The sequence below is a fragment of the Streptomyces blastmyceticus genome, from assembly GCF_039521185.1.
In the GTDB taxonomy this organism is placed as follows: Bacteria; Actinomycetota; Actinomycetes; order Streptomycetales; family Streptomycetaceae; genus Streptomyces; species Streptomyces blastmyceticus.
The window spans coordinates 545,203-568,894 of sequence record NZ_BAAABW010000008.1; the positions used below are offsets into that span (position 1 = coordinate 545,203).

At 70.2% G+C, this 23,692-nt stretch carries 23 protein-coding genes; 8 read left to right on the top strand and 15 right to left on the bottom strand.

Features of this window, described 5'->3' with window-relative positions; all coding sequences use genetic code 11:
- Nucleotides 1-38: 38 nt before the first annotated feature.
- The 4 genes from ABD269_RS08735 to ABD269_RS08750 form a co-directional block, all read right to left on the bottom strand.
- On the bottom strand, nt 39-737 hold the full coding sequence (locus ABD269_RS08735) for a demethylmenaquinone methyltransferase (protein ID WP_344117206.1): 699 nt from the start codon (nt 735-737) through the stop codon (nt 39-41).
- Nucleotides 738-1,132: 395 nt separating this feature from the next.
- Nucleotides 1,133-1,780, bottom strand: a complete 648-nt coding sequence (locus ABD269_RS08740; protein ID WP_344117207.1) for an amidohydrolase family protein — start codon at nt 1,778-1,780, stop codon at nt 1,133-1,135.
- 9 nt (nt 1,781-1,789) lie between these two features.
- Nucleotides 1,790-2,986, bottom strand: coding sequence for a cyclic dehypoxanthinyl futalosine synthase (gene mqnC / locus ABD269_RS08745; protein WP_344117208.1), 1,197 nt, complete (start codon nt 2,984-2,986; stop codon nt 1,790-1,792).
- A gap of 91 nt (nt 2,987-3,077) precedes the next feature.
- Nucleotides 3,078-4,643, bottom strand: coding sequence for a serine/threonine-protein kinase (locus ABD269_RS08750; protein ID WP_344117209.1), 1,566 nt, complete (start codon nt 4,641-4,643; stop codon nt 3,078-3,080).
- A 250-nt stretch (nt 4,644-4,893) separates the two neighbouring features.
- Between ABD269_RS08750 and ABD269_RS08755 the strand changes: the two genes are divergently transcribed.
- Nucleotides 4,894-5,919 (top strand): alpha/beta hydrolase, encoded by a 1,026-nt coding sequence (locus ABD269_RS08755; protein ID WP_344117276.1) that lies wholly within the window; start codon nt 4,894-4,896, stop codon nt 5,917-5,919.
- An 83-nt stretch (nt 5,920-6,002) separates the two neighbouring features.
- On the opposite strand, the gene ABD269_RS08760 is transcribed toward ABD269_RS08755, so the two are convergent.
- Nucleotides 6,003-6,866, bottom strand: a complete 864-nt coding sequence (locus ABD269_RS08760) for a menaquinone biosynthetic enzyme MqnA/MqnD family protein (protein WP_344117210.1) — start codon at nt 6,864-6,866, stop codon at nt 6,003-6,005.
- 285 nt (nt 6,867-7,151) lie between these two features.
- Between ABD269_RS08760 and ABD269_RS08765 the strand changes: the two genes are divergently transcribed.
- From ABD269_RS08765 to ABD269_RS08775, 3 genes are all read left to right on the top strand, one after another.
- Nucleotides 7,152-7,355 carry a cold-shock protein gene (locus ABD269_RS08765; RefSeq protein WP_030067036.1) on the top strand — a complete coding sequence of 68 codons (204 nt, stop codon included), beginning with the start codon at nt 7,152-7,154 and terminating at the stop codon, nt 7,353-7,355.
- Between the two features lie 232 nt (nt 7,356-7,587).
- Nucleotides 7,588-8,625 (top strand): AraC family transcriptional regulator, encoded by a 1,038-nt coding sequence (locus ABD269_RS08770; protein WP_301886560.1) that lies wholly within the window; start codon nt 7,588-7,590, stop codon nt 8,623-8,625.
- Between the two features lie 84 nt (nt 8,626-8,709).
- Nucleotides 8,710-9,861 (top strand): lipase family protein, encoded by a 1,152-nt coding sequence (locus ABD269_RS08775; RefSeq protein WP_344117212.1) that lies wholly within the window; start codon nt 8,710-8,712, stop codon nt 9,859-9,861.
- Nucleotides 9,862-10,061: 200 nt separating this feature from the next.
- Here the strand turns inward: ABD269_RS08775 and ABD269_RS08780 are convergent, their stop codons facing one another.
- Nucleotides 10,062-11,960, bottom strand: coding sequence for an AMP-dependent synthetase/ligase (locus ABD269_RS08780; protein ID WP_425572854.1), 1,899 nt, complete (start codon nt 11,958-11,960; stop codon nt 10,062-10,064).
- Between the two features lie 220 nt (nt 11,961-12,180).
- Between ABD269_RS08780 and ABD269_RS08785 the strand changes: the two genes are divergently transcribed.
- The gene (locus ABD269_RS08785; RefSeq protein WP_344117213.1) at nt 12,181-12,960 is read left to right on the top strand and encodes a hypothetical protein; all 780 of its coding nucleotides are present in this window, start codon (nt 12,181-12,183) and stop codon (nt 12,958-12,960) included.
- A gap of 31 nt (nt 12,961-12,991) precedes the next feature.
- On the opposite strand, the gene ABD269_RS08790 is transcribed toward ABD269_RS08785, so the two are convergent.
- From ABD269_RS08790 to ABD269_RS08815, 6 genes are all read right to left on the bottom strand, one after another.
- Nucleotides 12,992-13,618, bottom strand: coding sequence for a TetR/AcrR family transcriptional regulator (locus ABD269_RS08790; RefSeq protein ID WP_301894431.1), 627 nt, complete (start codon nt 13,616-13,618; stop codon nt 12,992-12,994).
- A 180-nt stretch (nt 13,619-13,798) separates the two neighbouring features.
- Nucleotides 13,799-15,124 (bottom strand): dicarboxylate/amino acid:cation symporter, encoded by a 1,326-nt coding sequence (locus tag ABD269_RS08795; protein ID WP_301886557.1) that lies wholly within the window; start codon nt 15,122-15,124, stop codon nt 13,799-13,801.
- A 370-nt stretch (nt 15,125-15,494) separates the two neighbouring features.
- Entirely contained in the window at nt 15,495-15,785 is a 291-nt protein-coding gene (locus ABD269_RS08800) for a DUF4229 domain-containing protein (protein ID WP_116212600.1), read from the bottom strand.
- Nucleotides 15,786-15,852: 67 nt separating this feature from the next.
- On the bottom strand, nt 15,853-16,371 hold the full coding sequence (locus tag ABD269_RS08805) for a GNAT family N-acetyltransferase (protein WP_344117214.1): 519 nt from the start codon (nt 16,369-16,371) through the stop codon (nt 15,853-15,855).
- A 92-nt stretch (nt 16,372-16,463) separates the two neighbouring features.
- Complete coding sequence (gene mqnE, locus ABD269_RS08810) at nt 16,464-17,627, bottom strand: aminofutalosine synthase MqnE (protein ID WP_344117215.1); 1,164 nt, start codon at nt 17,625-17,627, stop codon at nt 16,464-16,466.
- Between the two features lie 73 nt (nt 17,628-17,700).
- Nucleotides 17,701-18,156, bottom strand: a complete 456-nt coding sequence (locus ABD269_RS08815) for an Lrp/AsnC family transcriptional regulator (protein ID WP_116212605.1) — start codon at nt 18,154-18,156, stop codon at nt 17,701-17,703.
- A gap of 133 nt (nt 18,157-18,289) precedes the next feature.
- Between ABD269_RS08815 and ABD269_RS08820 the strand changes: the two genes are divergently transcribed.
- On the top strand, nt 18,290-18,424 hold the full coding sequence (locus ABD269_RS08820) for a hypothetical protein (RefSeq protein WP_344117216.1): 135 nt from the start codon (nt 18,290-18,292) through the stop codon (nt 18,422-18,424).
- Here ABD269_RS08820 and ABD269_RS08825 read toward each other — a convergent pair.
- The 3 genes from ABD269_RS08825 to ABD269_RS08835 all read right to left on the bottom strand — a co-directional run bounded on the left by ABD269_RS08825 (nt 18,421) and on the right by ABD269_RS08835 (nt 21,650).
- Nucleotides 18,421-19,128, bottom strand: a complete 708-nt coding sequence (locus ABD269_RS08825; RefSeq protein ID WP_344117217.1) for a UbiX family flavin prenyltransferase — start codon at nt 19,126-19,128, stop codon at nt 18,421-18,423. The two genes, ABD269_RS08820 and ABD269_RS08825, sit on opposite strands and share 4 nt — an antisense overlap.
- Before the next feature lie 70 nt (nt 19,129-19,198).
- On the bottom strand, nt 19,199-20,119 hold the full coding sequence (mqnP, locus tag ABD269_RS08830) for a menaquinone biosynthesis prenyltransferase MqnP (protein WP_344117218.1): 921 nt from the start codon (nt 20,117-20,119) through the stop codon (nt 19,199-19,201).
- Between the two features lie 79 nt (nt 20,120-20,198).
- Complete coding sequence (locus ABD269_RS08835) at nt 20,199-21,650, bottom strand: menaquinone biosynthesis decarboxylase (RefSeq protein ID WP_301886549.1); 1,452 nt, start codon at nt 21,648-21,650, stop codon at nt 20,199-20,201.
- A gap of 87 nt (nt 21,651-21,737) precedes the next feature.
- On the opposite strand from ABD269_RS08835, the gene ABD269_RS08840 reads away from it, so the two are divergent.
- Together ABD269_RS08840 and ABD269_RS08845 are read left to right on the top strand one after the other, a co-directional pair.
- The gene (locus ABD269_RS08840; protein WP_344117219.1) at nt 21,738-22,046 is read left to right on the top strand and encodes a PLDc N-terminal domain-containing protein; all 309 of its coding nucleotides are present in this window, start codon (nt 21,738-21,740) and stop codon (nt 22,044-22,046) included.
- 217 nt (nt 22,047-22,263) lie between these two features.
- Complete coding sequence (locus tag ABD269_RS08845) at nt 22,264-23,691, top strand: phosphocholine-specific phospholipase C (RefSeq protein ID WP_344117220.1); 1,428 nt, start codon at nt 22,264-22,266, stop codon at nt 23,689-23,691.
- Nucleotide 23,692 lies beyond the last annotated feature (1 nt).

Sequence of the window (23,692 nt, forward strand, 5' to 3'; positions counted from 1 at the left end):
AGCCGTCCGGCCGGGGCGGGCAATTGCCCACCCACCGGTCACCCCTGGCCCTTCGTACCGCGGTGCAGGGCCACGACGCCGCCCGTCAGATTGCGCCAGGCCACGTCCGACCAGCCCGCGCCCTTCAGCCGCGCCGCCAGCGCCGGCTGGTCGGGCCACTCGCGGATCGACTCGGCGAGATAGACGTACGCGTCGGGGCTGCTGCTCACGGCCCGCGCGATCGGCGGCAGGGCGCGCATCAGGTACTCGGTGTAGACCGTGCGGAACGGCTCCCACGTCGGCTGGCTGAACTCGCAGACCACCACGCGCCCGCCGGGCTTGGTCACCCGCAGCATCTCGCGCAGCGCCGCGTCGGTCTCCTGCACGTTGCGCAGCCCGAAGGAAATGGTGACGGCGTCGAACACGCCGTCCGCGAAGGGCAGTCGGGTCGCGTCACCGGCGGTGAGCGGGAGCCACGGGTTGCGCTTCTTGCCCTCGCGCAGCATGCCGACGGAGAAGTCGCACGGCACGACGTACGCGCCCGCCGCGGCGAACGGCATGGAGGAGGTGCCCGTACCGGCCGCGAGGTCCAGCACCTTCTCCCCCGGGCGCGCGTTCACGGCCTGCGCGACGGCCTTGCGCCACAGGCGGGCCTGGCCGAGCGACAGCACGTCGTTGGTCAGGTCGTATTTCGCCGCCACGTCGTCGAACATCGCGGCGACTTCGTGCGGCTGCTTGTCCAGGGATGCTCGGGTCACGCCCCCATTGTTCACCGCGAGGTACTCGGCCGGGTGCGTGGGGGCCGCCGTTGCCGGGCGCGGCGCCGTTTCGCCTGCGGCGGGCTTTTTCCCCATCCCCGCCCCTTCCCGAAACTGGGGCTCCGCCCCAGACCCCGGACCGCGCTGGCGCGCGGTGTCCTCAATCGCCGGACGGGCTGGATCTGCGCACCCCGGGGGTCTGGACGGGGGCGGCTCGCTGACGGCCTGCGCCAGCGACGTGGTTCCCGGGGACCCCCGCTCCCCGGAACCGCTGGGAACCCCCCGGTCCCACCGCCCCCGCGCTTCTCATCCTGAAGGGTGAAAACGGAAGATCGACATCCGTTAACGCCGCCCTGACGTACGGCGCAACCGCCTTTACGGATCACTGACGCGCGTCAGCGCGCCCGGTAGACCAGCCGCCCGCCGAGCACCGTGGCCACGCAGGCCCCCGCACCCCGCTCCGCGAGCGCGGCGACGTCCCGTACGTCGAAGACCGCGAAGTCCGCCCGCGCGCCCGGCGCGAGCGTGCCCGCGAAGGCCGTGTCCGGCGCGGTGCCTTGGAGCAGGGCGGCGAGCGGGTCGAGGCCCGCAGGTCCGGGCGATGCCGGGCGGCGCACCTGGGCCAGCCCCGCCCGCGCCACGGCGAGCCGCACGGACGCCCGGGTGAAGGGGCCGACCACCGCGGTCGTGCCGTGCCGCAGCATCCGCTGGGCGCCGCGCCGGGCGGAGCCACCCCAGCGGGTGTCGTCCAGGCCGAGCGCCGTCAGCCGGTCCCCGGTCAGCGGCTCCTCGCCGAGCTCGGCGGCCTCGCGCGGGTCCGGGTGGTAGGCGGCTTCGAGCAGCGCGGCCGCATGGGTGTTGACGAGCCCGGGGGTGAGCACGCCTGGCCAGCAGCGAGTGCGGGCCAGCGGGTGCGCGGCGGCCACGTCGTCGTACGCCCCGACGGCCGCGATCCGGTCACCCTCCACGGCGACGGCCCCGCCGGGCAGCGGGACCGCGCCGGGGCCGGTGATCAGCAGCTCGGCGGAGTGGATGGTCAGCACGACCGCGGGTCAGCCGGTCGCGACGATCTTCAGCTCGGGGTGTGCGGTGCCGCCCTCGATCGCGGTCGACGACAGGTGCGAGACCACACGGTCGTCGACCGGGTCGTTCGCCGGGTCGTCGTGCACCAGCAGGTGCTCGTACGTCGTCGCACGCTGCGCCGGCACCCGCCCCGCCTTACGGATCAGATCGATGATCTCCATCCGGTTCGACCGGTGCTTCGCACCCGCCGAGGACACCACGTTCTCCTCCAGCATGATCGAACCCAGATCGTCCGCACCGTAGTGCAACGACAGCTGGCCGACCTCCTTGCCCGTCGTCAGCCACGACCCCTGAATGTGCGCCACATTGTCGAGGAAGAGACGGGCGACCGCGATGATCCGCAGGTACTCGAACAGCGTCGCCTGGGTGCGGCCCTTGAGGTGGTTGTTCTCCGGCTGGTACGTGTACGGAATGAACGCACGGAAACCACCCGTGCGGTCCTGCACATCACGGATCATCCGCAAGTGCTCGATCCGCTCCGCGTTCGTCTCACCCGTACCCATCAGCATCGTGGACGTCGACTCCACACCCATCGTGTGAGCCAGCTCCATGATCTCCAGCCAGCGCTCACCCGACTCCTTCAGCGGAGCGATCGCCGTACGCGGCCGCGCCGGAAGCAGCTCCGCACCCGCACCCGCGAAGGAGTCCAGGCCCGCGGCGTGGATGCGGCGGATCGCCTCCTCCGCCGACACCCCCGAGATCCGCGCCATGTGGTCCACCTCGGACGCGCCGAGGGAGTGGATCACCAGCTGCGGGAACTCCTTCTTGATCGCCGCGAAGTGCTCCTCGTAATACTCCACCCCGTAATCCGGGTGGTGCCCGCCCTGGAACATGATCTGCGTGCCGCCCAGCTCGACGGTCTCCGCGCAGCGGCGCAGGATGTCGTCCAGGCCGCGCGTCCAGACCTTGTCGCTCTTCGGCGGGGCGTAGAACGCACAGAACTTGCACGCCGTCACACACGAGTTCGTGTAGTTGATGTTCCGCTCGATGATGTACGTCGCGATGTGCTCCACACCCGCGTACCGCCTGCGGCGTGCGGCGTCGGCCGCAGCCCCGAGAGCGTGCAACGGCGCGGAGCGGTACAGATCGAGAGCCTCCTCCGGAGAGATCCGGCCACCGGCAGCGGCACGGTCGAGGACGGACTGAAGGTCGGCGTTCTCGGTCACCGGGCGTCCCTTCGGAGGGGGTTTGACACGACCGATCCAGCGTACGCCAGCCCTGTGACACGGCTGATGGCGGCCGCCACCACCGGTCCGGTCACTGCCCGCTCCTGCTGAGCGTCGCCGTGGGCCTGCCCCCGGCCGCGTCCTCGGAGGCGTAGGCGAGCCGGTCTCCACCGGTGAGGGTGAACGTGATCTTCGAGGTGTTGCCCGTGCAGCCCAGCGCCGGGGTGCCGTCGCTGACCTCTTCCAGGGTGAGCTCGGTGGCGGTGGCCGAGAGGAGCTTGGCCTTGCTGTGGCACTCCAGGACGTTCAGCGCGGAGTACGTCGTGCGGACCACGTACGCGCCGGTGCCGCCGCCGGAGACGGCGGCGGTCACTGTGCCGTTGGGGGTGCCGTCGGACTGGTGGACGTCGCCGGTCCAGGTGCCGAGGAACTCCTTCGGTACGGATGAGGTGGCGGCCCGGGCCGTCGGGGAGGTGGCGGGCTTCGCACTGCCGTTGCCGTTGCCGGGCAGCAGGGCGAAGGCGGCCGCCGTAGCGGCGAGCGCTGTGATCCCCGTCAGCACGAGCACGCGGCTCCGGCGCGTCTTCTTCTCCCCGGCCCCGTCCCTTCCCGAAACCGGGGAGACCCCGGCCCCCTGAACCGCGCTCCGCGCGGTGTCCTCAAACGCCGGACGGGCTGGATCGCGGGCTCCTTCAAGCCCGGGAAGAGTCGGCGTCGGCGTCGGCGAGAACCCGTCCGCTTCCAGATCCAGAAGCTCCACCGCCCGGCGCGTCACCCGTTCCAGCAGCGGCGCCGGCAGCCAGCCGCTCCGGACGAGGCCGCGCGCGCCCTCCGCCGGGGCCAGGCGGCGGGCCAGGTCCGACGGGGTGGGGCGGTCCGCCGGGGACTTCGCCAGGCAGGACTCGATCAGCAGGCGCAGCTCGCCCGTGAGGGCCGGGCCGAGCACGGGCGGCTCGTGGACGACCCGGTAGAGGAGGCCCGCGGAGTTGTCGCCGGGGAACGGCGGCTCGCCCGTGGCCGCGTAGGCGAGGACCGCCCCGTAGGAGAACACGTCCGCCGCGGCCGTCACCTCCGCCCCGAGGATCTGCTCGGGTGCCATGTAGCCGGGCGAGCCGACGGACACCCCGGTCTCGGTCAGGGCCGCCGTCGCGTCCGACGCGCGGGCGATGCCGAAGTCGATCAGCCGGGGGCCGTCCAGGGAGAGCAGCACGTTCGACGGCTTGATGTCCCGGTGGACCAGGCCCAGCGCGTGCACCGCCGCGAGCGCCTCGGCCAGGCCCGCGCCCAGGGCCCGTACGGTCGGCTCCGGCTGGGCGCCGGTCTCCAGGACGGCTTCCGTGAGCGAGGGTCCCGCGACATAGCCGGTCGCCACCCAGGGGACGGCGGCGTCGGGGTCGGCGTCCAGCACGGGCGCGGTCCACTGCCGGCCGTCCGGCCGGGCGTCCCCCGCCACCCGCCGGGCCGCCGCCACCTCGCGGCGGAAGCGCGCCCGGAACTGCTCGTCGAGGGCGAAGTGCGGGTGCACGACCTTGACCGCGACCGTGCGGCCGCCGGCGCTGCGCCCCAGGTAGACCAGGCCCATGCCGCCCGCCCCGAGCCGCCCCAGCAGCCGGTACGCGCCGATGACCTGCGGATCTTCCGCACGCAGTGGCTGCATCGGGTCTTTCGCCTCCCCCGGTGGGGGACCGACGACCCCGCTTTTGAGCCTATGACTCAATTCACGGGGTGTCCCAGGAACCCCGGAGCCGGATTTACCCATCCACCAGGACGGAACAAACCGTCATGTCCTTCGGGGCAGCAGCATCATCCGGAGCGACGAGATGACGCACTCATCCAATGGGGCCTACCGGTCCCAGGGCCACCGCCGAGCATCCCGCGCCAAACGATGGATCATCGTGGTGGCGTCCATAGCCGTGCTCGGGCTGATCGCCTGGCCCGTCATGAGCTACTACGAGATCCCGCCCTTCACCGACAAGGGCAAGCCCGTCAGCTTCGGCTCGGTGCCGAACGGCGGCGGGCAGGCAGGCGGCACCGGCGGCGAGCAGCCCGCGAACTCCAAGGTGTCGATGCCCACCGGCCCGGCCGCGGACTTCAAGATCGCCAGCACGCTGGGCAACGGCACGCACGTCGGCGTCGTCTCCTACGACGGCCAGAAGTCCGGCTTCAAGGGCAAGGTCTGGGTGTGGGCGCCCAAGGAGTACGAGGACCCGAAGTTCGCCAAGAGCGGCTTCCCCGTGCTGATCGCGCTCCCCGGCGGCCCCGGCTTCCCGGCCAACTACTGGATGGACGACAGCCTGAAGCTGGAGTCGTCGATCTCCAAGTGGTACTCCGAGGGCAAGAGCAAGCCCTTCCTCCTCGCGATGCCGGTCCTCAACCCCAAGCCGGACGACGGCGGGCTCTACTGGGACGGCAGTGACATCCCCGGCCAGCCGAAGATGGGCACCTGGCTCACCGAGGACGTCCCGGACCTGATGAAGCAGAACTTCCGGACGATCAAGTCGCGCGACGGCTGGGCGTTCATGGGCTCCTCCTCCGGCGGTTTCTCCGGCCTGAAGGCCGTGCTCAAGCACCCGGACAAGTTCAAGGCCGTGATCGCCTCCGGCCCGGACATCGTCCCGGACTCCCCGCTGTGGAAGGGCCACGAGCAGGAGAAGAACGAGAACAACCCCGAGCTGCTGGCCAAGGCGATGATCGCCGCCAACAAGCCGGGGCAGGACGTCTACCTCGCGTTCCAGTACGGGACGAAGGAGAAGAGCGTCATCCCCAAGGTGGACCAGTTCATCAGGACGTACGGCAACAAGGGACCGATCCACACCCGCCTGCAGGTGATCCAGGGCGGCGAGCACAACGCCAAGACCTATGTCGAGGGCATGGGCGAAGGCAGCATCCAGTGGATCAGTGAGCAGATGGAAGGCCCCGTGCCCGCCTCCTGACCCGCTCGCCGGGCCCCGGCTGTTCCACCGGGACCCGGCCGCCCGTCACCCGCGCTTCGAAGCCCTGACCCCGATTCCGGGGGTCAGGGCTTCAGCAGTTCCACCCGGACGTCGGCGGGGAAGCCCGTCGTCGGGCCCGTGCGGCGGGCGAACTCGGTGACGCCCGCGAGCTGGTCGGGACCGAAGCGGAAGTCGAGGGTCGTGAAGTAGCGCTCCAGCAGCTCCGCGTCGAACGCCTCCCAGCGCGCGGCCTGCTCGGCGACCTTGCCGACCTCGTCGAGCGAGACGTCCCGGGAGGCGAGGAACGCCTCGTGGACGTCGGCGACGATGTGCGGGGAGCGGGCCAGGTAGTCCTTGCGCACGGCCCACACCGCGAAGACGAACGGCAGCCCCGTCCAGTCCTTCCACATCTGCCCCAGGTCGTGGACCTCCAGGCCGAGCCGCGGCGCGTCGTGCAGCGAGGCCCGCAGCGCGGCGTCCCCGATCAGCACGGCGGCGTCCGCCTCCTGCATCATCAGGCTCAGGTCGGGCGGGCAGGTGTAGTAGTCGGGCCGCACGCCGTACTGCTCGGCGAGCAGCAGCTGCGCCAGCCGCACCGAGGTGCGCGAGGTGGAGCCGAGCGCGACCCGGGCGCCGTCCAGCTTGTCCAGCGGCACCTGCGAGACGATCACGCAGGACATCACCGGGCCGTCGCAGCCGACGGCGATGTCGGGCAGGGCCACCAGGTCGTCGGCGTTCCGCAGGAACTCGACGAGGGTGACGGGCCCGATGTCCAGATCGCCGCGGACCAGCTGCTCGCTGAGCTTCTCCGGGGTGTCCTTGGTCAGGTCCAGGTCGAGCAGCGTGCCCGTGCGGGCGAGCCCCCAGTAGAGGGGCAGGCAGTTGAGGAACTGGATATGGCCGACGCGGGGGCGGCCGCTGCGCCGGTCCGAGGCTGAATTGTCCACATCCGGAGGCTAGCCCCGTGCCGCCGTGAAGGGTGGGGCGGGGTGGCCTGACGGCAGGTGCCCGACCGTCGATCTTTTCCGGCCGCGACACCCGGAAAACCATCCAACAGCGTGATCTTCCACTCTTTCGCAGCAAGAACCTCGCGTGCTAGGCTCGCCGCAAGTTGCAGTTTGGTTTCCCTTGCAGTACAGAGCCTGCGGAGCATGTGACCCCGCAGGCTTTTGTAGTTTTCAGACTTCTCGCAGGTTCTGGAGCAGGGCAACCCTTTGGCCCAAGGAGGGCTTATGGCTACCGGAACCGTGAAGTGGTTCAACGCTGAAAAGGGCTTTGGCTTCATCGCCCAGGACGGCGGGGGCCCCGACGTCTTCGTCCACTACTCCGCGATCAACGCCGCTGGCTTCCGCTCCCTCGAGGAGAACCAGCAGGTCACCTTCGACGTCACGCAGGGCCCGAAGGGTCCGCAGGCGGAGAACGTCACCCCGGCCTAGTCTTCGGATCTGCTGATCCGACGGCTTGACCGTCCGACCGATCGCGGTCGCTTGCAGTACCCAAGGAGCCTTGTCCGCTTCCGTTTCGACGGAAGCGGACGGGGCTCCTGCTTTTTACCCTCCTGCCCTGATTCTTTCGATTCAGCTTTTCTTTTGCACCTTTTCTTTCGTTTCTGTTCACGCTGTTGTCTTCGGCATGCTCGCAATCCCCGAACCGGCTTGAATTGATCCCATGAGCCGCACGATCACCGTGCACCACGTCAAGGCCGCTCTCGGCGGAGCCCGACGGCTCGGCATCGACACCGTTTCCCTGCTGAACAGCGCGCGGATCCCGCCCCCCGTCCTCGCCGACGAAGGGGCCCGGGTGACCCCCGAGCAGTTCACCCTGCTGATCAAGGAGGTGCGGCGGGCCACCGGCGACGAGTTCCTCGGCCTCGGCCGCTCTCCCAGCAGGCCCGGCACGTTCGCGATGATGTGCTACGCCTGCGCCGGCTGCCGCGACCTCGGCGCGGCCATGGAGCGCGGGATCCGCTTCTACGGGCTCTTCCCCGGCGGCCCCGACCTCGCGCTCGAACACCGGCCGGGGGAAGCCGTTTTCACGGTCCGCAGCGACCTGCGCGACATCCCCGAGAGCCGCTTCCTCGCCGAGTCCCTGATGGTCGTCTGGCACCGGCTGGCCGGCTGGCTGATCGGCCGCCGGATCGCCCTGCGCTGGGCGGAGTTCGCCCACCCCGCCCCGCCGTACGCCCGGGAGTACGACCTCCTCTTCGGCTGCCCCGTCCGCTTCGGCGCGCCCCGCACCCGCGCCGGGTTCGACCCGTGCTGGCTCGGCGCCCCCGTCGTGCGGGACGAGGCGAGCCTGGAGGCCCTGCTCCGGCACGCGCCCGCCGGCCTGCTCAGCCGCCGCGAGTACGGGACGACGGTCGCCGAGCAGGTGCGGCACTCGCTCGCGCGGGCGCTGCGCGAGGGCCGGACCGTCCGGCTGCCGGAAGTGGCGCACACAGCGGCCCGGCTGGCGGTGAGCCCGGCGACGCTGCGGCGGCGGCTGAAGGACGAGGGCACCTCGTACCGGAAGCTGAAGGACCAGGTCAGGCGGGAGGCCGCGGTGCGCAGCCTGGCGGAGGGGCGGGAGCCGATCGCCGAACTGGCGGCGCGGCTGGGCTTCTCCGAGGACACCGCCTTCCACCGGGCGTTCCGCCGCTGGACGGGTACCACCCCCGGCGCGTACCGCCTCCTGGAGCACCGGGTGCGGCCGGGTCAGCAAAGCTGAGCTCCACGGTCACCGCCCTGCTGACCCCCGCGTCACTACGGTCGCACCGACCGGCCCGGTACCACCGACAGTCAGGAGTGCCGTATGCACCTGCGATCCACCGCCCTCGCCGCGGTCGCCGCGCTGGCCTTCTCGCTCGGCCTCTCGGGCACGGGCGCCGCGGCGGAGGGCCCCGCCGCGGCCCCCGGCGACGTCCTCAGCTCCGCGCCCACGTCCTTCCACCCGCTGCCCGGCCAGCCCACCAACACCAGGGCCTGGCACATCACTTACCGCTCCACCACCGCCAAGGGCGCACCCAACGTCGTCTCCGGCACCGTGATCGTGCCCCGGGACGGCAGAACGGGGCCGCGCCCACTGGTCTCCTACGCGGTGGGCACCGTGGGGCTCGCCGACAAGTGCGCCCCCTCGGCGGGCTTCCCCCACGGCACCACGGCGGAGGCCAACCTCATCCAGCAGCTCACCCTGCGCGGCTGGGCGGTCGCCGTCACCGACTACGAAGGTCTTGGCACGCCCGGCGACCACACCTACATCGTCGGCCGCGCCGAGGGCCATGCCGTCCTCGACGCGGCGCGCGCGGCGCTGCGCCTGCCGGAGGCGGGGCTCGCCAAGGACTCGCCCGTGGGCATCATGGGCTACTCCCAGGGCGGGCACGCCGGCGGCTGGGCCGCCGAACTGCACGACTCGTACGCCCCCGAGCTCAACCTCAAGGGCACCGCCACCGGTGGCGTCCCCGCCGACCTGCTCAAGACCGCCGACCACAACAACGGCAACATCGGCGCGGGCCTCATCCTCATGGCGGCCATCGGCCAGAACGCGGCCTACCCCGAGCTCCGGCTCGACTCGTACCTCAACGACCGGGGGCGGCAGCTCGTCGGCTTCCTGAAGAACAACTGCGTCGCCGCCAACACGGTCGCCGGGCTCTTCAAGCGGATCTCCGACGTCACGGTCAGGAACCCGCTGTACGAGCCGGACTGGCAGCGCGTCCTGCGCGCCTCGAACCTCGGCTCGCACGCACCCGACCGGCCCGTCTACCTCTATCACGGGGTGATCGACGAGCTGATCCCGTACGCGATCGGGCAACAGCTGCGCGCGGACTGGTGCGCGAAGGGTGTGCCGGTGCAGTGGCATGCGCTGCCGCTGGGCGAGCACGTCCTGGGCGCGATCACGGAATCGATCCCGGCGGCGAACTGGCTGGCGCATCGCTTCGCGGATGAGCCGGCCGGGAGTAACTGCTAGCCACTTGGGCTCCGCCCTGGGCCCACGTTCGGGTGCGGTCTCGTCGCCGTCTGCGGCGGGGGCGCCCTTCGGGCGCGTCCTCAATCGCCGGACGGGCTGAATTCAGCCCGTCCGGCGTTTGAGGACAGCGCGCGAAGCGGGCTCCGGGGTCTGGGGCAGAGCCCCAGTTCGGGAAGGGGCGGGGTGGGGGAAGACGCGCGTCAGCGCTCGTACAGTGCCTCCACCTCCGCCGTGAAATCCCGGGCGATCACCGCCCGGCGAAGCTTCAGGGACGGCGTCAAGTGCCCCGACTCCTCCGTGAAATCCACCGGGAGCACCGCGAACCGGCGGATCGACTCCGCCTGTGAGACGAGGGAGTTCGCGTCGTCCACCGCCCGCTGGAGCTCGGCGAGGAGCTCCGGGTCCCGCACCAGGTCGTCCATCGGGACCGCGGACTTCCCCCGCATCCGCACCCAGTGCGCCAGACCGTCCGCTTCGAGCGTCAACAGTGCCGTGACGTAGGGGCGGTTGTCGCCCTGGACGACGCACTGGCCGACCAGCGGGTGCGCCCGCAGCCGGTCCTCCAGGGGCGCGGGGGCGACGTTCTTGCCGCCGGAGGTGACGATCAGTTCCTTCTTGCGGCCGGTGATGGTGAGGTAGCCGTCCTCGTCGAGCGCGCCCAGGTCGCCGGTGGCGAACCAGTCGCCGGGCGACGCGGGGACGGCCTCGCCGCGCTCGGCGTCCCAGTACCCGGAGAACACCTGCCCGCCGCGCAGCAGCACCTCCCCGTCGTCGGCTATCCGTACGGCGCTGCCGGGCAGCGGCCAGCCGACCGTGCCGAGACGGGGGCGCAGCGGTGGGGTGACGGTGACCGCGGCGGTGGTCTCGGTCAGGCCGTAGCCCTCGAAGACCTCGATGCCCGCGCCCGCGCAGAAGGCGGCGAGGCGGTGGCCGAGTGGTGAGCCGCCGCTGAGGACGTAGCGGACCTCGCCGCCGAGCGCGGCCCGGATGCGGCGGTAGACGAGCGGGTCGTAGAGGGCGCGGGCCGCGCGCAGGGCCGGGCCCGGGCCGGGTCCCGTGCCGTGCCGGCGGGCTTCCTCGGCCTCGCCGTAGCGGGTGGCGATCCGGGCGGCCCGGTCGAAGGAGGCGGCGCGGCCGAGCCGTTCGGCGGTGGCGCGGCCGGTGTTGTAGACCTTCTCCAGCACATAGGGGATGGCGAGCAGGAACGTCGGCCGGAAGGCCGCGAGGTCGGCGAGGAGGTCGTCGGTCCGGATGGAGGGCGCGTGGCCCACCCGTACGCGCGCCCGCATGCAGGCCACGGCGACGGTGCGGCCGAAGACGTGGGAGAGCGGAAGGAAGAGGAGGGTGGCGGCGGGGGCCTTGGCGGTCGCCTTGAAGAGGGGGTGGAGCAGCTCGGTGGAACTGTCCGCCTCGGTGAAGAAGTTGCCGTGGGTGAGGACGCAGCCCTTGGGGCGGCCGGTGGTACCCGAGGTGTAGATGAGGGTGGCGATGTCCGCGGGGGTGCGGGTGGCGCGGGCCTCGGTGACGGCCGAGGCGGGCAGCTCCCGTCCTGCGGCCATGAGCGCGCCGATCGCCCCGGCGTCGAAGCGCCACAGGTGGGCCAGTTCTGGCAGGTCCGCGCGGACACCCTCGACCAGCCGCTCCTGGGCCGCGCCCTCGACGACGCAGGCGGTGGCCCCGGAGTCCCGGAGGATCCAGTGGACCTGGTGGGCGGAGGAGGTGGGGTAGACGGGGACGCCGACCAGCCCGGCGGCCCAGGCCGCGAAGTCCAGGAGCGTCCACTCGTAGGTCGTACGGGCCATGATGGCGAGCCGGTCGCCGGGCCGCAGGCCGTGCGCGATCAGGCCCTTGGCGGTGGCGAGCACCTCCGCGGCGAAGGTGGCCGCGGTGACGTCGCGCCAGGTCCCGTCGGGCTGTCTGCGGCTGAGCACGGCGTCCGTGGGGGCCGCGGCGGCGTTGTCGAAGGGGAGGTCCCCGAGGGAGCCGGTGGACACGGGCGGGGCGAGCGGCGGCACGGCGGCCTCGCGGACGACGCCGCGCACCAGTGTCGTCCGGGGCGGGTGGGGTATGGAGGGGGCTGCGCTGTGCGGTTCGGACACGTGCGGCTCCTGTTCCTGCCGGCAAGTAGACCTACTCAGCGGTAAATCGCGGTCAATCTACGCCTCGGGGCCCATGCGCTCCAGACCTTCTCTAGTCCTTACGGCCAGCACAGCCCTGCCCGTTTTGCCGATACGTGTACGGGTGTGCCCGAAATAACTTTTTTGGTGTCGGGTCGCCGCACGGGCGGCACACAGAACTCCGTAAGGAGATCAGAGCCACATGAACACCACCACTCGCACCGCACTTCGCACCGCCATAGCCGCCACCGTCCTCGCGGGCGCCGTAGCGGTTCCCACCGCGGCGTTCGCCGCGGACGCGAACACGGCGCCGAGCGCGACGGGCAGCACGCAGCCGGCGGGGAAGACCGTCGACATCGGCGGCGGCATGGAGGCCGAGATCAAGGACGGCAAGGCGTACCTCAAGGAGATCGGCAGCGGGAAGGTCTTCGCGGTGCTCTCGAAGGGCCAGACCTACACCGACGGCATCTACGTGCACTTCGACGGCCAGAACGTGACCGCGAAGACGCAGGGCGACGACAAGAAGAAGGACCAGAAGAAAGACGACAAGAAGGGCGAGTCCTCCCGCACGGTGAAGCTGAACGACGGGAAGTACGCCGTCATCACCAAGCTCGGCGACGGCTCCTACAAGGCCGTCATCACCGGCCCGGACGGCTTCGTCTTCGGCACGCTCACCGCGGCCTCCCCCTCCGTCACCCTCGACGGCGGCCTGAAGGTCACCCTCGACCAGAAGACCGGCAAGATCACCCAGACCACCGTCAAGAGCCGCAACGGCGAGGCCGCCCGCGACACCTCCGCGAAGGACGCGGCCGTCAAGACGCCGGACACCAAGAAGCTGCCCAAGGGCGGTGTCGCCGCGGGCGAGGCGCCCGAGAAGCGTTCGGACACCGACCCCGGGATGATCGGCGGCGCGCTCGCGGCGGCCGGTGTCCTCGGTGGCGCGGGCCTGCTCGCCGCCCGCCGCCGCAAGGGCGAGCGCTGAGCCCTGCGGCACACGGGGGGCGGAGCGGAACCTATGGACGGGCGGGCGCCCAGCGCCGCCCGTTCATCAGGTTGTCCAGGCCCGCCCAGGCGAAGTTCATCAGCGTCTCCGCCGTGTCCCGCTCGGCCGGGGCCACGTCCGTGCGGCCGTTGGTCCACCCGGCGAGCGACTCGGCGGCGCCCACGAGCGCGTGGGCCAGCCCGGACGCCTCCTGCCAGGGCAGCGGGGCGTCGCAGCCGTTCTCCGCGGCCGTCGCCACGATCAGCTGGGTGACGACGTCGACGAGCTCCTGCCGCAGGGCGGCCACTTCGAGCGCGAACGGCTCCCCGTGCGTACGGGCCTGGCAGTGCAGGACGGCCCAGCCGTCGGGGTGCGCGGCCGTGTGCGCGAAGAATCCGCGGAGCCCGTTCCACAGCCGCCGGTCGGCGGGCGCGCCCGGGTCGACCCCTTCGCGCACGGCCAGGATCAGCGCCTCGGCCTCGCGCCGTATGCAGGCGCTGAAGAGCTCTTCCTTGGAGTTCAGATAGAGATAGACCAGCGGCTTGGACGCGCCGGCGACCTCGGCGATCTCGTCCATCGACGCCGCGCGGTAGCCACGGCGTGCGAAGACCTCGACGGCGGCGTCGAGCATCTGGCGCTCGCGCACCGCGCGCGGCATGCGCTTGATCCTGCCTTTCGGCTTCGTTCCGGCCTCAGCAGCGTCGATCTGTGCAGCATTCACGACAAACGTCCCTCCGCCCCCGTAACGTTACCGGCAGGTAATGTTACGGGGAGGAGGGACGCCGAGGAGGGAAGATCCGGCCGAAACAGCCGAACCGAAAGGATCAGGCCACCTTCATCAGGCCGCGGCGACGGGCACCGGAGCGGGCTGCTCGGCCGGATCCAGCGGCGAGGCCGTCGCCGAGTCGTACGCCTCGCGGTCGAGGATCTTCTCCCGCGAGGCCACGATGATCGGGATCACCGACTGGCCGGCGACGTTCGTGGCGGTGCGCATCATGTCCACGATCGGGTCGATGGCGAGCAGCAGACCCACGCCCTCCATCGGCAGACCGAGCGTCGAGAGCGTCAGGGTCAGCATCACGGTGGCACCGGTCAGACCAGCCGTGGCCGCGGAGCCGACGACGGAGACGAAGGCGATCAGGATGTAGTCCCGGACGTCCAGGTGCACATCGAAGACCTGCGCCACGAAGATCGCGGCGATCGCCGGGTAGATCGAGGCGCAGCCGTCCATCTTGGTCGTCGACCCGAAGGGCACCGCGAAGCTCGCGTACTCCTTGGGCACGCCCAGGCGTTCGGTGACCTTCTGCGTCAGCGGCATCGTGCCCACGGAGGAGCGGGAGACGAAGGCCAGCTGAATGGCGGGCCAGGCACCCTTGAAGAACTGGAGCGGGTTGACCTTGGCGACGGTGGCCAGCAGCAGCGGGTAGACGCCGAACAGCACGATGGCGCAGCCGACGTAGATGTCGGCGGTGAACGTCGCGTACTTCCCGATCAGGTCCCAGCCGTAGGTGGCGATGGCCGTGCCGACCAGGCCCAGGCTGCCGAGCGGGGCGAGCCGGATGACCCACCAGAGCACCTTCTGGAGCAGCTCCAGGGCGGCCTGGCTGAAGTCGAGCACGGGCTTGGCCTTGGCGCCGACCTGGAGGATCGCGATGCCCGCGACCACGGCCATGAAGACGATCTGCATGACTTCGAGCTTGCTGAACGGCGTGATGATGTCGGTCGGGATGATCCCGGTGAGGAAGTCCAGCCAGGAGCCGTGCTTCTTGGGCATCTTGCCGTCGGCCGCGGTGAGGCCGGTGCCGGAGCCGGGGTCGGTGAGCAGGCCGATCGCCAGGCCGATGACGACCGCGATCAGCGACGTGATCATGAACCACATCAGCGTGCGGGTCGCCAGCCGGGCGGCGTTGGAGACGTTCCGCAGATTGGTGATCGACACCAGGATGGCGAAGAACACCAGCGGGGCGATCACCACCATCAGCAACTGGACGAAGATGTCGCCGATCTTGCCGAGGGTGACCTCGAGCCAGTGGATGTCACCGCTCTTGGCGGCCCAGCCGAGGAGGGCGCCGAGCACGAGACCGAGCAGGATCTGGCCCCAGAACGGGACCTTGGGTATGCGCCCGCGCAGGGACGCCTGGGACGACACGGGTGTCGAGGACAACGGAAGCTCCGGAAGTCAAGAAAAAGGGCGTGGGCGCCAGGGAGGTCCGTACGTGCTGCGGGATCTCCGGCCGGGTCGACATACGTCAGCGGCGGCAACAAGCCGCGGAGACACAGCGGCAAAGATCGACGTGCAGGCGCGCCACGAGCGCGGGGCTCATGGGGGATCGGTGCGCTGCTGCTGTCTTCATGTCCAATACGTTAACACTGACGCTTTGGGTGCCTCAAAGGTCTTCTTTGGGTCCACGGCGACCCGAGGGGCGCGGAAAACGTCAACGCCCCGCCGTGGAGCGGCTGCTCCACGGCGGGGCGTTGCGGTGATGTGAGGAGACTTACACCCGATTAGGGCGATCGGTCCGGATACGGGAGGCTCAGGCCGCCCCGTCCTCCTGGCTCGCGTTGGCCTCGAAGCGGGCCTTGGCGCGGTCCACGCGCTCCACGATCTGCTCCGACATCGCGTCACGCTGCTTGCGCAGCAGCACCCAGCTCAGCGGGGCGGAGAGGACGAGCGCGAGCAGCACCATCCAGATGAGGTTCGAGTTGTTCGCGCCGAGCGGGATGGCGTGCAGCGAGCAGAGCACCCAGACGACGGCGAAGCAGGCGATGAGCAAGCCGAACCGCAGGGCGGTGTAGCGGAGCGAGGCGAACTTCTGGCTACTCACGGACGGGACCTTCTTCTCAACGACAACCGAAAGGGTCGCTCTCCAGTCAAGCACGACCGGAAGGCGATCAGTCCAGTGGGCGCCACATCGTGATGTCGTCGCGGTCGTCACCGGCCGCCACGCGGATGCCCGCGGGCACCCGGCCGACCTCCTTGAAGCCGCAGCCCGCGTAGAAGTTCTCCAACCCCATGCCGCCGCGCGCTTCGAGCCGGAGCGCCTCGAAGCCCAGGTCACGGGCCATCTCCACCGCCTCGCCCAGCATCTGCCGCCCCCGGCCGCCGCCTTGGAGCGAGGGGTGGATCATCACGGTGACCAGGGTGCACCAGTGGTGCATCAACGGATTCGCGTTGAGCCTGAAGAACGTGGTCCCGGCCAGCCGCCCCTCGTCGTACACCCCGAGCATGCGCGCCCTGCCCCCGGCGACGTCACCGGTCAGCGCGTCCGCCACGGGCCGCACCTCGTCGGCGGTCACCGGCGGCACGAAGCCGACGGAGCCGCCGGCCCGGGTGACGTCCACCCACAGGCGGAGCAACTCCTCACGGAGGGCCGGGGTCAGCTCGGGGTCACGTATACAGGTAAGCGGCATAGTGGCAATGCAACCATTACATGGTGCGGCGCCGCAATAGGGAAAGCCCCGGCGGACGGTGTCCACCGGGGCTTCCTCACGAGCTGTGCGGATCAGACGCGCATGGGCTGGGGCGACTCGCGCAGCGACGCGTCAGGACCCGGGTACTCACGGATCACCTCGTACCGCGTGTTCCGCTCCACCGGACGGAAACCCGCATCCCGGATCAGATCCAGCAGATCATCACGCGTCAGCTTGTTCGGCGTACCGTAATTGTCCGCATCATGCGTGATCTTGTACTCGACGACCGAACCATCCATGTCATCCGCACCGTGCTGCAACGCCAGCTGAGCCGTCTGCACACCGTGCATCACCCAGAACACCTTCACATGCGGCACATTGTCGAACAGCAGACGCGAGACGGCGAACGTCTTCAACGCCTCCGCACCCGTCGCCATACTCGTGCGCGCCTGGAGACGGTTACGGACCTTGCCGTCCTTCATGTCGACGAAGTCGTGCTGGTAGCGCAGCGGGATGAAGACCTGGAAACCACCGGTCTCGTCCTGCAGCTCACGCAGCCGCAGCACGTGGTCCACACGGTGGCGGGGCTCCTCGATGTGCCCGTACAGCATCGTCGACGGGGTCTTGAGGCCCTTGGAGTGCGCGAGGCGGTGGATGCGCGACCAGTCCTCCCAGTGGGTGTCGTGGTCGACGATGTGCTGACGGACTTCCCAGTCGAAGATCTCCGCACCGCCACCGGTCAGCGACTCAAGACCCGCATCGATCAGCTCGTCCAGGATCTCCGAGGCGGGCATGCCGGAGATCTTCTCGAAGTGCTGGATCTCGGTCGCCGTGAACGCCTTCAGCGACACACTCGGCAGCGCTTCCTTCAACGCCCGCAGGGAACGCGGGTAGTAGCGCCACGGCAGCGTCGGATGCAGACCGTTGACGATGTGCAGCTCGGTGAGGTTCTCGTTCTCCATCGCCTTCGCCAGGCGGACGGCCTCCTCGATCCGCATCGTGTAAGCATCCTTCTCACCCGGCTTCCGCTGGAACGAGCAGTACGCACACGACGCCGTGCACACATTCGTCATGTTCAGATGACGGTTGACGTTGAAGTGAACGACATCGCCGTTCTTCCGCGTCCGCACCTCATGGGCGAGACCACCCAGCCACGCCAGGTCATCGGACTCATAGAGGGCGATACCGTCCTCACGGGTCAACCGCTCACCCGCGTGGACCTTCTCCTCCAGCTCACGCTTCAGCCCAGCGTCCACGAGTCCGCCTCTCCCATCTGCTTCTGCAACCTCACCGAGGTTACTCCCCCGCCCTCCGGCGGCCCGGCACCCCCTACGCCTCCTCGGGAAGCTCCCCCACGCGGTTCTCCCACTTCGTGGACAGCACGATCGTCGTGCGCGTCCGGCTCACGCCCTTGGTGCCCGACAGCCGCCGGATCGTGCGCTCCAGACCGTCCACGTCCCCGACGCGGACCTTGAGCATGTACGAGTCGTCGCCCGCGATGAACCAGCAGTCCTCGATCTCCTCCAGGTCCCGCAGGCGGCGCGCCACGTCCTCGTGGTCCGCCGCGTCGGAGAGCTGGATGCCGATCAGCGCCGTGACACCGAGGCCGAGCGACGTGGCGTCGACGGTCGCGCGGTAGCCGGTGATCACACCCGCCGCCTCCAGGCGGTTGATCCGGTCCGTGACGCTCGGCCCGGAGAGGCCGACGAGCCGGCCCAGCTCCGCGTACGACGCCCGGCCGTTCTCCCGGAGGGCCTGGATGAGCTGCCTGTCCACCGCGTCCATTGCCTGGCACCTTTCAAATAATGAGCGAACTCGTCGCTTTGCATGTAGAATCTAAGGCATACAGGGGTCAACGCCCTGTGATTTCTCGCAAGATCCGCTAGATCAACGACGATCCTTCAGGAGTGATCTTCCCGTGTACACGATCGAGATGGCCTACGCCCGTATGCGCGAGCTGCAGGACACGGCCAACCGCTCGCGTGCCCATCAGTTCGCCGAGCGTCGCGCCGAGGCCAAGGCGGCCCGCACCGCGCGCACCAAGAAGCGCTAACCCCCGGACCGGGAGCGCGCTTCACCCAGCTCTCCCTTCCACCGGCGGTACAGCTGGTGCGGCACACCCGCCGCGTCCAGCACCCGCCCCGCGACGAAATCCACCAGATCCTGGATGTGCGTCGCACCCGCGTAGAACGCCGGAGAGGCGGGCAGCACCACTGCGCCCGCCTCGTCGAGCGCCACCAGCTGCTTGAGCGTCTGACCGCTCAGCGGCGTCTCGCGCACCGCGACCACCAGCCGGCGCCGCTCCTTGAGCATCACGCTCGCCGCGCGCTGCAGCAGGTCCTTCGAGAGCCCCAGCGCCACCCCGGCCACACAGGCCGTGCTCGCCGGGACGATCAGCATCCCCTTGACCGGGTACGAACCCGACGACGGCCCCGCGGCGAGATCCCCCGCCGGCCAGTACCGCACGTCCGCGAGGTCCACCTCGAACGTGTGCGGCTTCCCGTCCGCGCCCAGCTCCAGCCAGTCGCGCAGATCCTCCCGCCAGTGCGCGTCCCGGAACTTGATCCCGGTCTCGTCCAGCAGCGTCAGCCGCGAAGCGCGGCTCACCACCAGGTCCACGGCCTCACCGGCGGCCAGCAACCCCCGCACCACGGCGGCGGCATACGGCGTCCCGGACGCGCCCGACACCCCGACCACCCAGGGCCTGCGTCCCGGGGCCGGAGTGTCGTGTGCGGCTGTCTCTTCGTACGGCTCCACGGTCTTGAGCCTAGCCGCAGCGGCGCGTCGCCCCGCGGCCAGCGGGCCGGGACGCAGCTACCCGGGCGGGTTACCAGCCGAGGCCGAGGTTGACGAGGTCCAGCAGCGCGAAGACGAAGAGCACGATGCCGATCACGCCGTTGACCGTGAAGAACGCCCTGTTGAGCCGGGACAGGTCGTGCGGCCGGACGACCGAGTGCTCATAGACGAACGACGCCGCGGCGAAGCCGAGACCCACCCACCAGAAGACACCCGCGTCGATCGCGAGGCCGTACCAGACGAGCAGACCCGTCGTGATGACGTGACACACGCGCGCACCGTGCAGCGCCGCCGGGACGCCGAAGCGCGCCGGGGTGGACTTCACGCCGTGCACCCGGTCCGCCAGCACGTCCTGGCAGGCGTAGATCAGGTCGAAGCCGCCGATCCAGATGCCCACGGCCAGCCCGAGGATCACCGCGTCCCAGGACCACTGCCCGGTGACCGCGAGCCATGCCCCGACCGGGCCCATGGCCTGCGCCAGGCCGAGGATCGCGTGCGGGAAGTTGGTGAACCGTTTCCCGTACGGGTACACCACCATCGGGATCACGGCGACCGGCGCGAGCGCCAGGCACAGCGGGTTCAGCAGCGCCGCCGCACCCAGGAAGACCACGACGGCGATCAGCGCGCCCGTCCACGCCGTCCGCACGGAGACGGCGCCGGTGACCAGCTCGCGCCCCGCCGTACGGGCGTTGCGGGCGTCGATCTCCCGGTCGATGATCCGGTTGACGGCCATCGCGAAGGTGCGCAGGCCCACCATGGCGACGGTGACCAGCAGCAGCCGCGTCCAGTGGACGTCGCCGTACTCCTGGAACATCGCGGTGAGCGCGGCGATGTACGCGAAGGGCAGCGCGAAGACCGAGTGCTCGATCATCACGAGGCGCAGGAACGCGCGGATTTTGCCGGTGGACGGCGCGGGTCCGGGGCTCAGGACCCCCTCGGCAGCTGACGTCACAGCCCGTACTCCGGCTCACCCCCGCGGATGCGGGAAAATCCCGGATCCGCACCGCCGCTCTCCATGTTGGAACTGTTCCTCACAGTCCGTACTCCTTCCAGCGCTTCGTCACCCGATCGGCGACTTCCGGATCCGACTCGACCATGTGCGGCCAGCCCCCGTCCCGCGTATAGCCCTCCTCGGGCCACTTCGCGGTCGCGTCGATGCCCGCCTTGCCGCCCCAGAACTGCTGGTAGGAGGCGTGGTCGAGATGGTCGACCGGGCCCTCGACGACCGTGAGGTCACGCGCGTAGTCGGTATTGCCCAGCGCCCGCCAGGACACCTCGTGCAGGTCGTGCACGTCGCAGTCGCTGTCGACCACGATGATCAGCTTGGTCAGCGACATCATGTGCGCGCCCCAGATGGCGTGCATCACCTTCTGGGCGTGCTTGGGGTACTTCTTGTCGATCGAGACGATCGCGCAGTTGTGGAAGCCGCCCGACTCCGGCAGGTGGTAGTCCACGATGTCCGGCACGATGATCTTGAGCAGGGGCAGGAAGAACCGCTCCGTCGCCCGGCCCAGCGGACCGTCCTCGGTCGGCGGGCGGCCGACCACGATCGACTGGAGCAGCGGCCGCGACCGCATCGTCACGCAGTCGATGGTCAGCGCGGGGAACGGCTCCTGCGGGGTGTAGAAGCCGGTGTGGTCGCCGAAGGGGCCCTCCGGGAGCATCTCCCCCGGCTCCAGCCAGCCCTCGATGACGACCTCGGCGTTCGCCGGGACCTGGAGCGGCACGGTCTTGCAGTCGACCATCTCGATCCGCTTGCCCGAGACGAAGCCCGCGAAGAGATATTCGTCGATGTCGCCGGGGAGCGGCGCGGTCGAGGCGTAGGTCACGGCCGGGGGGCAGCCGAAGGCGATGGCGACGGGCAGCTTCTCGCCGCGCTTGGCCGCCACCTGGTAGTGGTTGCGGCTGTCCTTGTGGATCTGCCAGTGCATCCCGATGGTGCGCTTGTCGTGGCGCTGGAGGCGGTAGAGACCGAGGTTGCGGACGCCGGTCTCGGGGTGCTTGGTGTGCGTGAGGCCCAGGTTGAAGAAGGAGCCGCCGTCCTCGGGCCAGGTGAAGAGCGCGGGCAGCTGGTCGAGGTCGACGTCGTCGCCGGTCAGCACCACCTCCTGGACCGGTGCCTCCTTGACCTTCCTCGGCGGCACATGGACCATCGAGCCCAGCTTGCCGAAGGCCTCGCGGACCCCGACGAAGCCGTGCGGCAGCTCGGGCTTGAGCAGTCCGCCGATCTTCTCGCTGATCTCGTCGTAGGACTTCAGGCCGAGCGCCTTGAGCAGCCGGCGGTCGGTGCCGAAGACGTTCATGGCGAGCGGCATCGCCGCGCCCTTGACGTTCTCGAAGAGCAGGGCGGGCCCGCCGGCCTTGTTCACCCTGTCGACGATCTCCCCGATTTCCAGGTACGGGTCGACTTCGGCCTTGATGCGCTTGAGGTCACCGTCGCGCTCCAGCGCCCGGAGGAACGAGCGAAGATCGTCATAAGCCATGCGTTCCAGTATCAAGCACGGACTACCCTGGAGCCGTCACGGGGGCCGCGTTCGGCCCGTACCGCCGCTCTCGGGGAGCCCGCCACCATGCTCAGGTATCTGCCGTCACTGCTGGTCCTGGGCCTGTGGATCTACGCGTTCATCGACTGCCTGAACACTCCCGAGGACGAGGTGCGCGGCCTGCCGAAGATCGGCTGGGTGATCGTCATCCTGCTCTTCGGCGGGGTGCTGGTCGGGCCGGTCGCGTGGATGATCGCGGGCCGTCGCCGCGGCGCCGAGCGGACCCGCCCGGGCGGGCGCGACGGCGGGCAGCGGTGGGTGGCGCCGGACGACAACCCGGAGTTCCTCCGCTCGCTGCGGCGCGACGACCAGAACGGCAGCGGCACGCAGGGCTGACGCCCGGGATCAAACACTGCCGTACGGGCTAGCGGCGCATCACCCGATGGGGTGGAAGTCCGCCGCGAATACGATGACCGTTTCTCCCAACTGGTGCCTCTTCACCGCCATTTGACGCACCGTTCACACGCCTCCTCCTGCCCTCGACACCCCTGTGCCGGGAGAGTCTGTGGGGTCACACTGTGGCCTCACGCGACTCCAGGGAGAGGGGCACGCCATGCCCGACATGACCCGACGCAGACTCCTCGGTGCGGCGGCGGGGGCGGTGGGCGGCGCGGCGGCGCTGTCGCTGCTGCCGCCGAGCGTGCAGCGGGCGGTCGCCGCCGGACCGGCCCGGCGCGGCTCGCTGGGCGACATCGAGCACGTGGTCCTGCTGATGCAGGAGAACCGCTCCTTCGACCACTACTTCGGCACTCTCAACGGCGTGCGCGGCTTCGACGACCCGGACGCGCTCAAGCTCCCCGACGGCCGTACGGTCTTCCACCAGCCGGACCCGCAGAACGCCGCCGGGCACCTGCTGCCGTTCCGCCTGGACACCCACAAGTCGAGCGCCCAGGCGATCCCCTCCACCAGCCACGCGTGGGAGGTCCAGCACGAGGCGTGGAACCGCGGGAAGATGGACCGCTGGCTGCCCGCGCACCGCAAGGCGGACGGGGTCAACGGGCCGTACGTGATGGGCTATCACACGCGCGAGGACATCCCGTTCCAGTTCGCGCTCGCCGAGAACTTCACGCTCTGCGACAACTACTTCTGCTCGGTCTTCGGCCCCACCTGGCCCAACCGGCTCTACTGGATGACGGGCACCATCGACCCCGCGGGCGCCCACGGCGGCCCGGTGATCAGCAATGACGCTCCCAAGCCGTACCGCTGGACCACCTACGCCGAGCGGCTCCAGAAGGCCGGTGTCAGCTGGCGCGTCTATCAGGAGCAGGACAACTACGAGTGCAACCTGCTGGAGGAGTTCCAGCAGTTCAAGGACGCCAGGCCCGGCAATCCGCTGTACGAGCGCGGGATGCGCCGGCAGCCGGCGGGCACCTTCGAGGACGACGCCCGCAACGGCCGGCTGCCCACCGTCTCCTGGCTGATCCCCACCGCCGGGCAGTCCGAGCACCCGGACTTCCTGCCCGCCGCGGGCGCGGACTACGTCGCCAAGAAGATCGAGGCCATCGCCGACAACCCCGAGGTGTGGGCGAAGACCGTCTTCATCCTGAACTACGACGAGAACGACGGCCTCTTCGACCACGTGCCCCCGCCGGTGCCGCCCGCGGGGACCCGGGACGAGTTCGTCAAGGGCCTGCCGATCGGCGGCGGCTTCCGCGTCCCGTGCCTGATCGTCTCGCCGTGGACCGTGGGCGGCTGGGCCGCGGGCGAGGCCTTCGACCACACCTCCTGCCTGCGGTTCCTGGAGCGGGTGACGGGCGTCAAGGAGCCCAACATCAGCGCCTGGCGCAGGCACGCCTTCGGCGACCTCACCTCCGCCTTCGGCTTCGAACAGCCGAGGGCGAAGCCGCCCGCGCTGCCCCACGACACCGCGAAGCAGCTCGCCCAGGCCAAGTGGGACGTCACCCACCTGCCCAAGCCGAAGCTGCCGGACTCCCACCAGACGCCCCCGCAGCAGGAGAAGGGCAGCCGCCCGCGCCGGTGAG

Bases quoted from the DNA above. Each gene is read 5' to 3' on its own strand.
- ABD269_RS08750 (WP_344117209.1), bottom strand. From the start codon at position 4,643: ATGCAGCCACTGCGTGCGGAAGATCCGCAGGTCATCGGCGCGTACCGG.
- ABD269_RS08765 (WP_030067036.1), top strand. From the start codon at position 7,152: ATGGCTACCGGAACCGTGAAGTGGTTCAACGCTGAAAAGGGCTTTGGC.
- ABD269_RS08770 (WP_301886560.1), top strand. From the start codon at position 7,588: ATGAGCCGCACGATCACCGTGCACCACGTCAAGGCCGCTCTCGGCGGA.
- ABD269_RS08775 (WP_344117212.1), top strand. From the start codon at position 8,710: ATGCACCTGCGATCCACCGCCCTCGCCGCGGTCGCCGCGCTGGCCTTC.
- ABD269_RS08785 (WP_344117213.1), top strand. From the start codon at position 12,181: ATGAACACCACCACTCGCACCGCACTTCGCACCGCCATAGCCGCCACC.
- ABD269_RS08790 (WP_301894431.1), bottom strand. From the start codon at position 13,618: ATGCCGCGCGCGGTGCGCGAGCGCCAGATGCTCGACGCCGCCGTCGAG.
- ABD269_RS08805 (WP_344117214.1), bottom strand. From the start codon at position 16,371: ATGCCGCTTACCTGTATACGTGACCCCGAGCTGACCCCGGCCCTCCGT.
- ABD269_RS08815 (WP_116212605.1), bottom strand. From the start codon at position 18,156: ATGGACGCGGTGGACAGGCAGCTCATCCAGGCCCTCCGGGAGAACGGC.
- ABD269_RS08835 (WP_301886549.1), bottom strand. From the start codon at position 21,650: ATGGCTTATGACGATCTTCGCTCGTTCCTCCGGGCGCTGGAGCGCGAC.
- ABD269_RS08840 (WP_344117219.1), top strand. From the start codon at position 21,738: ATGCTCAGGTATCTGCCGTCACTGCTGGTCCTGGGCCTGTGGATCTAC.
- ABD269_RS08845 (WP_344117220.1), top strand. From the start codon at position 22,264: ATGCCCGACATGACCCGACGCAGACTCCTCGGTGCGGCGGCGGGGGCG.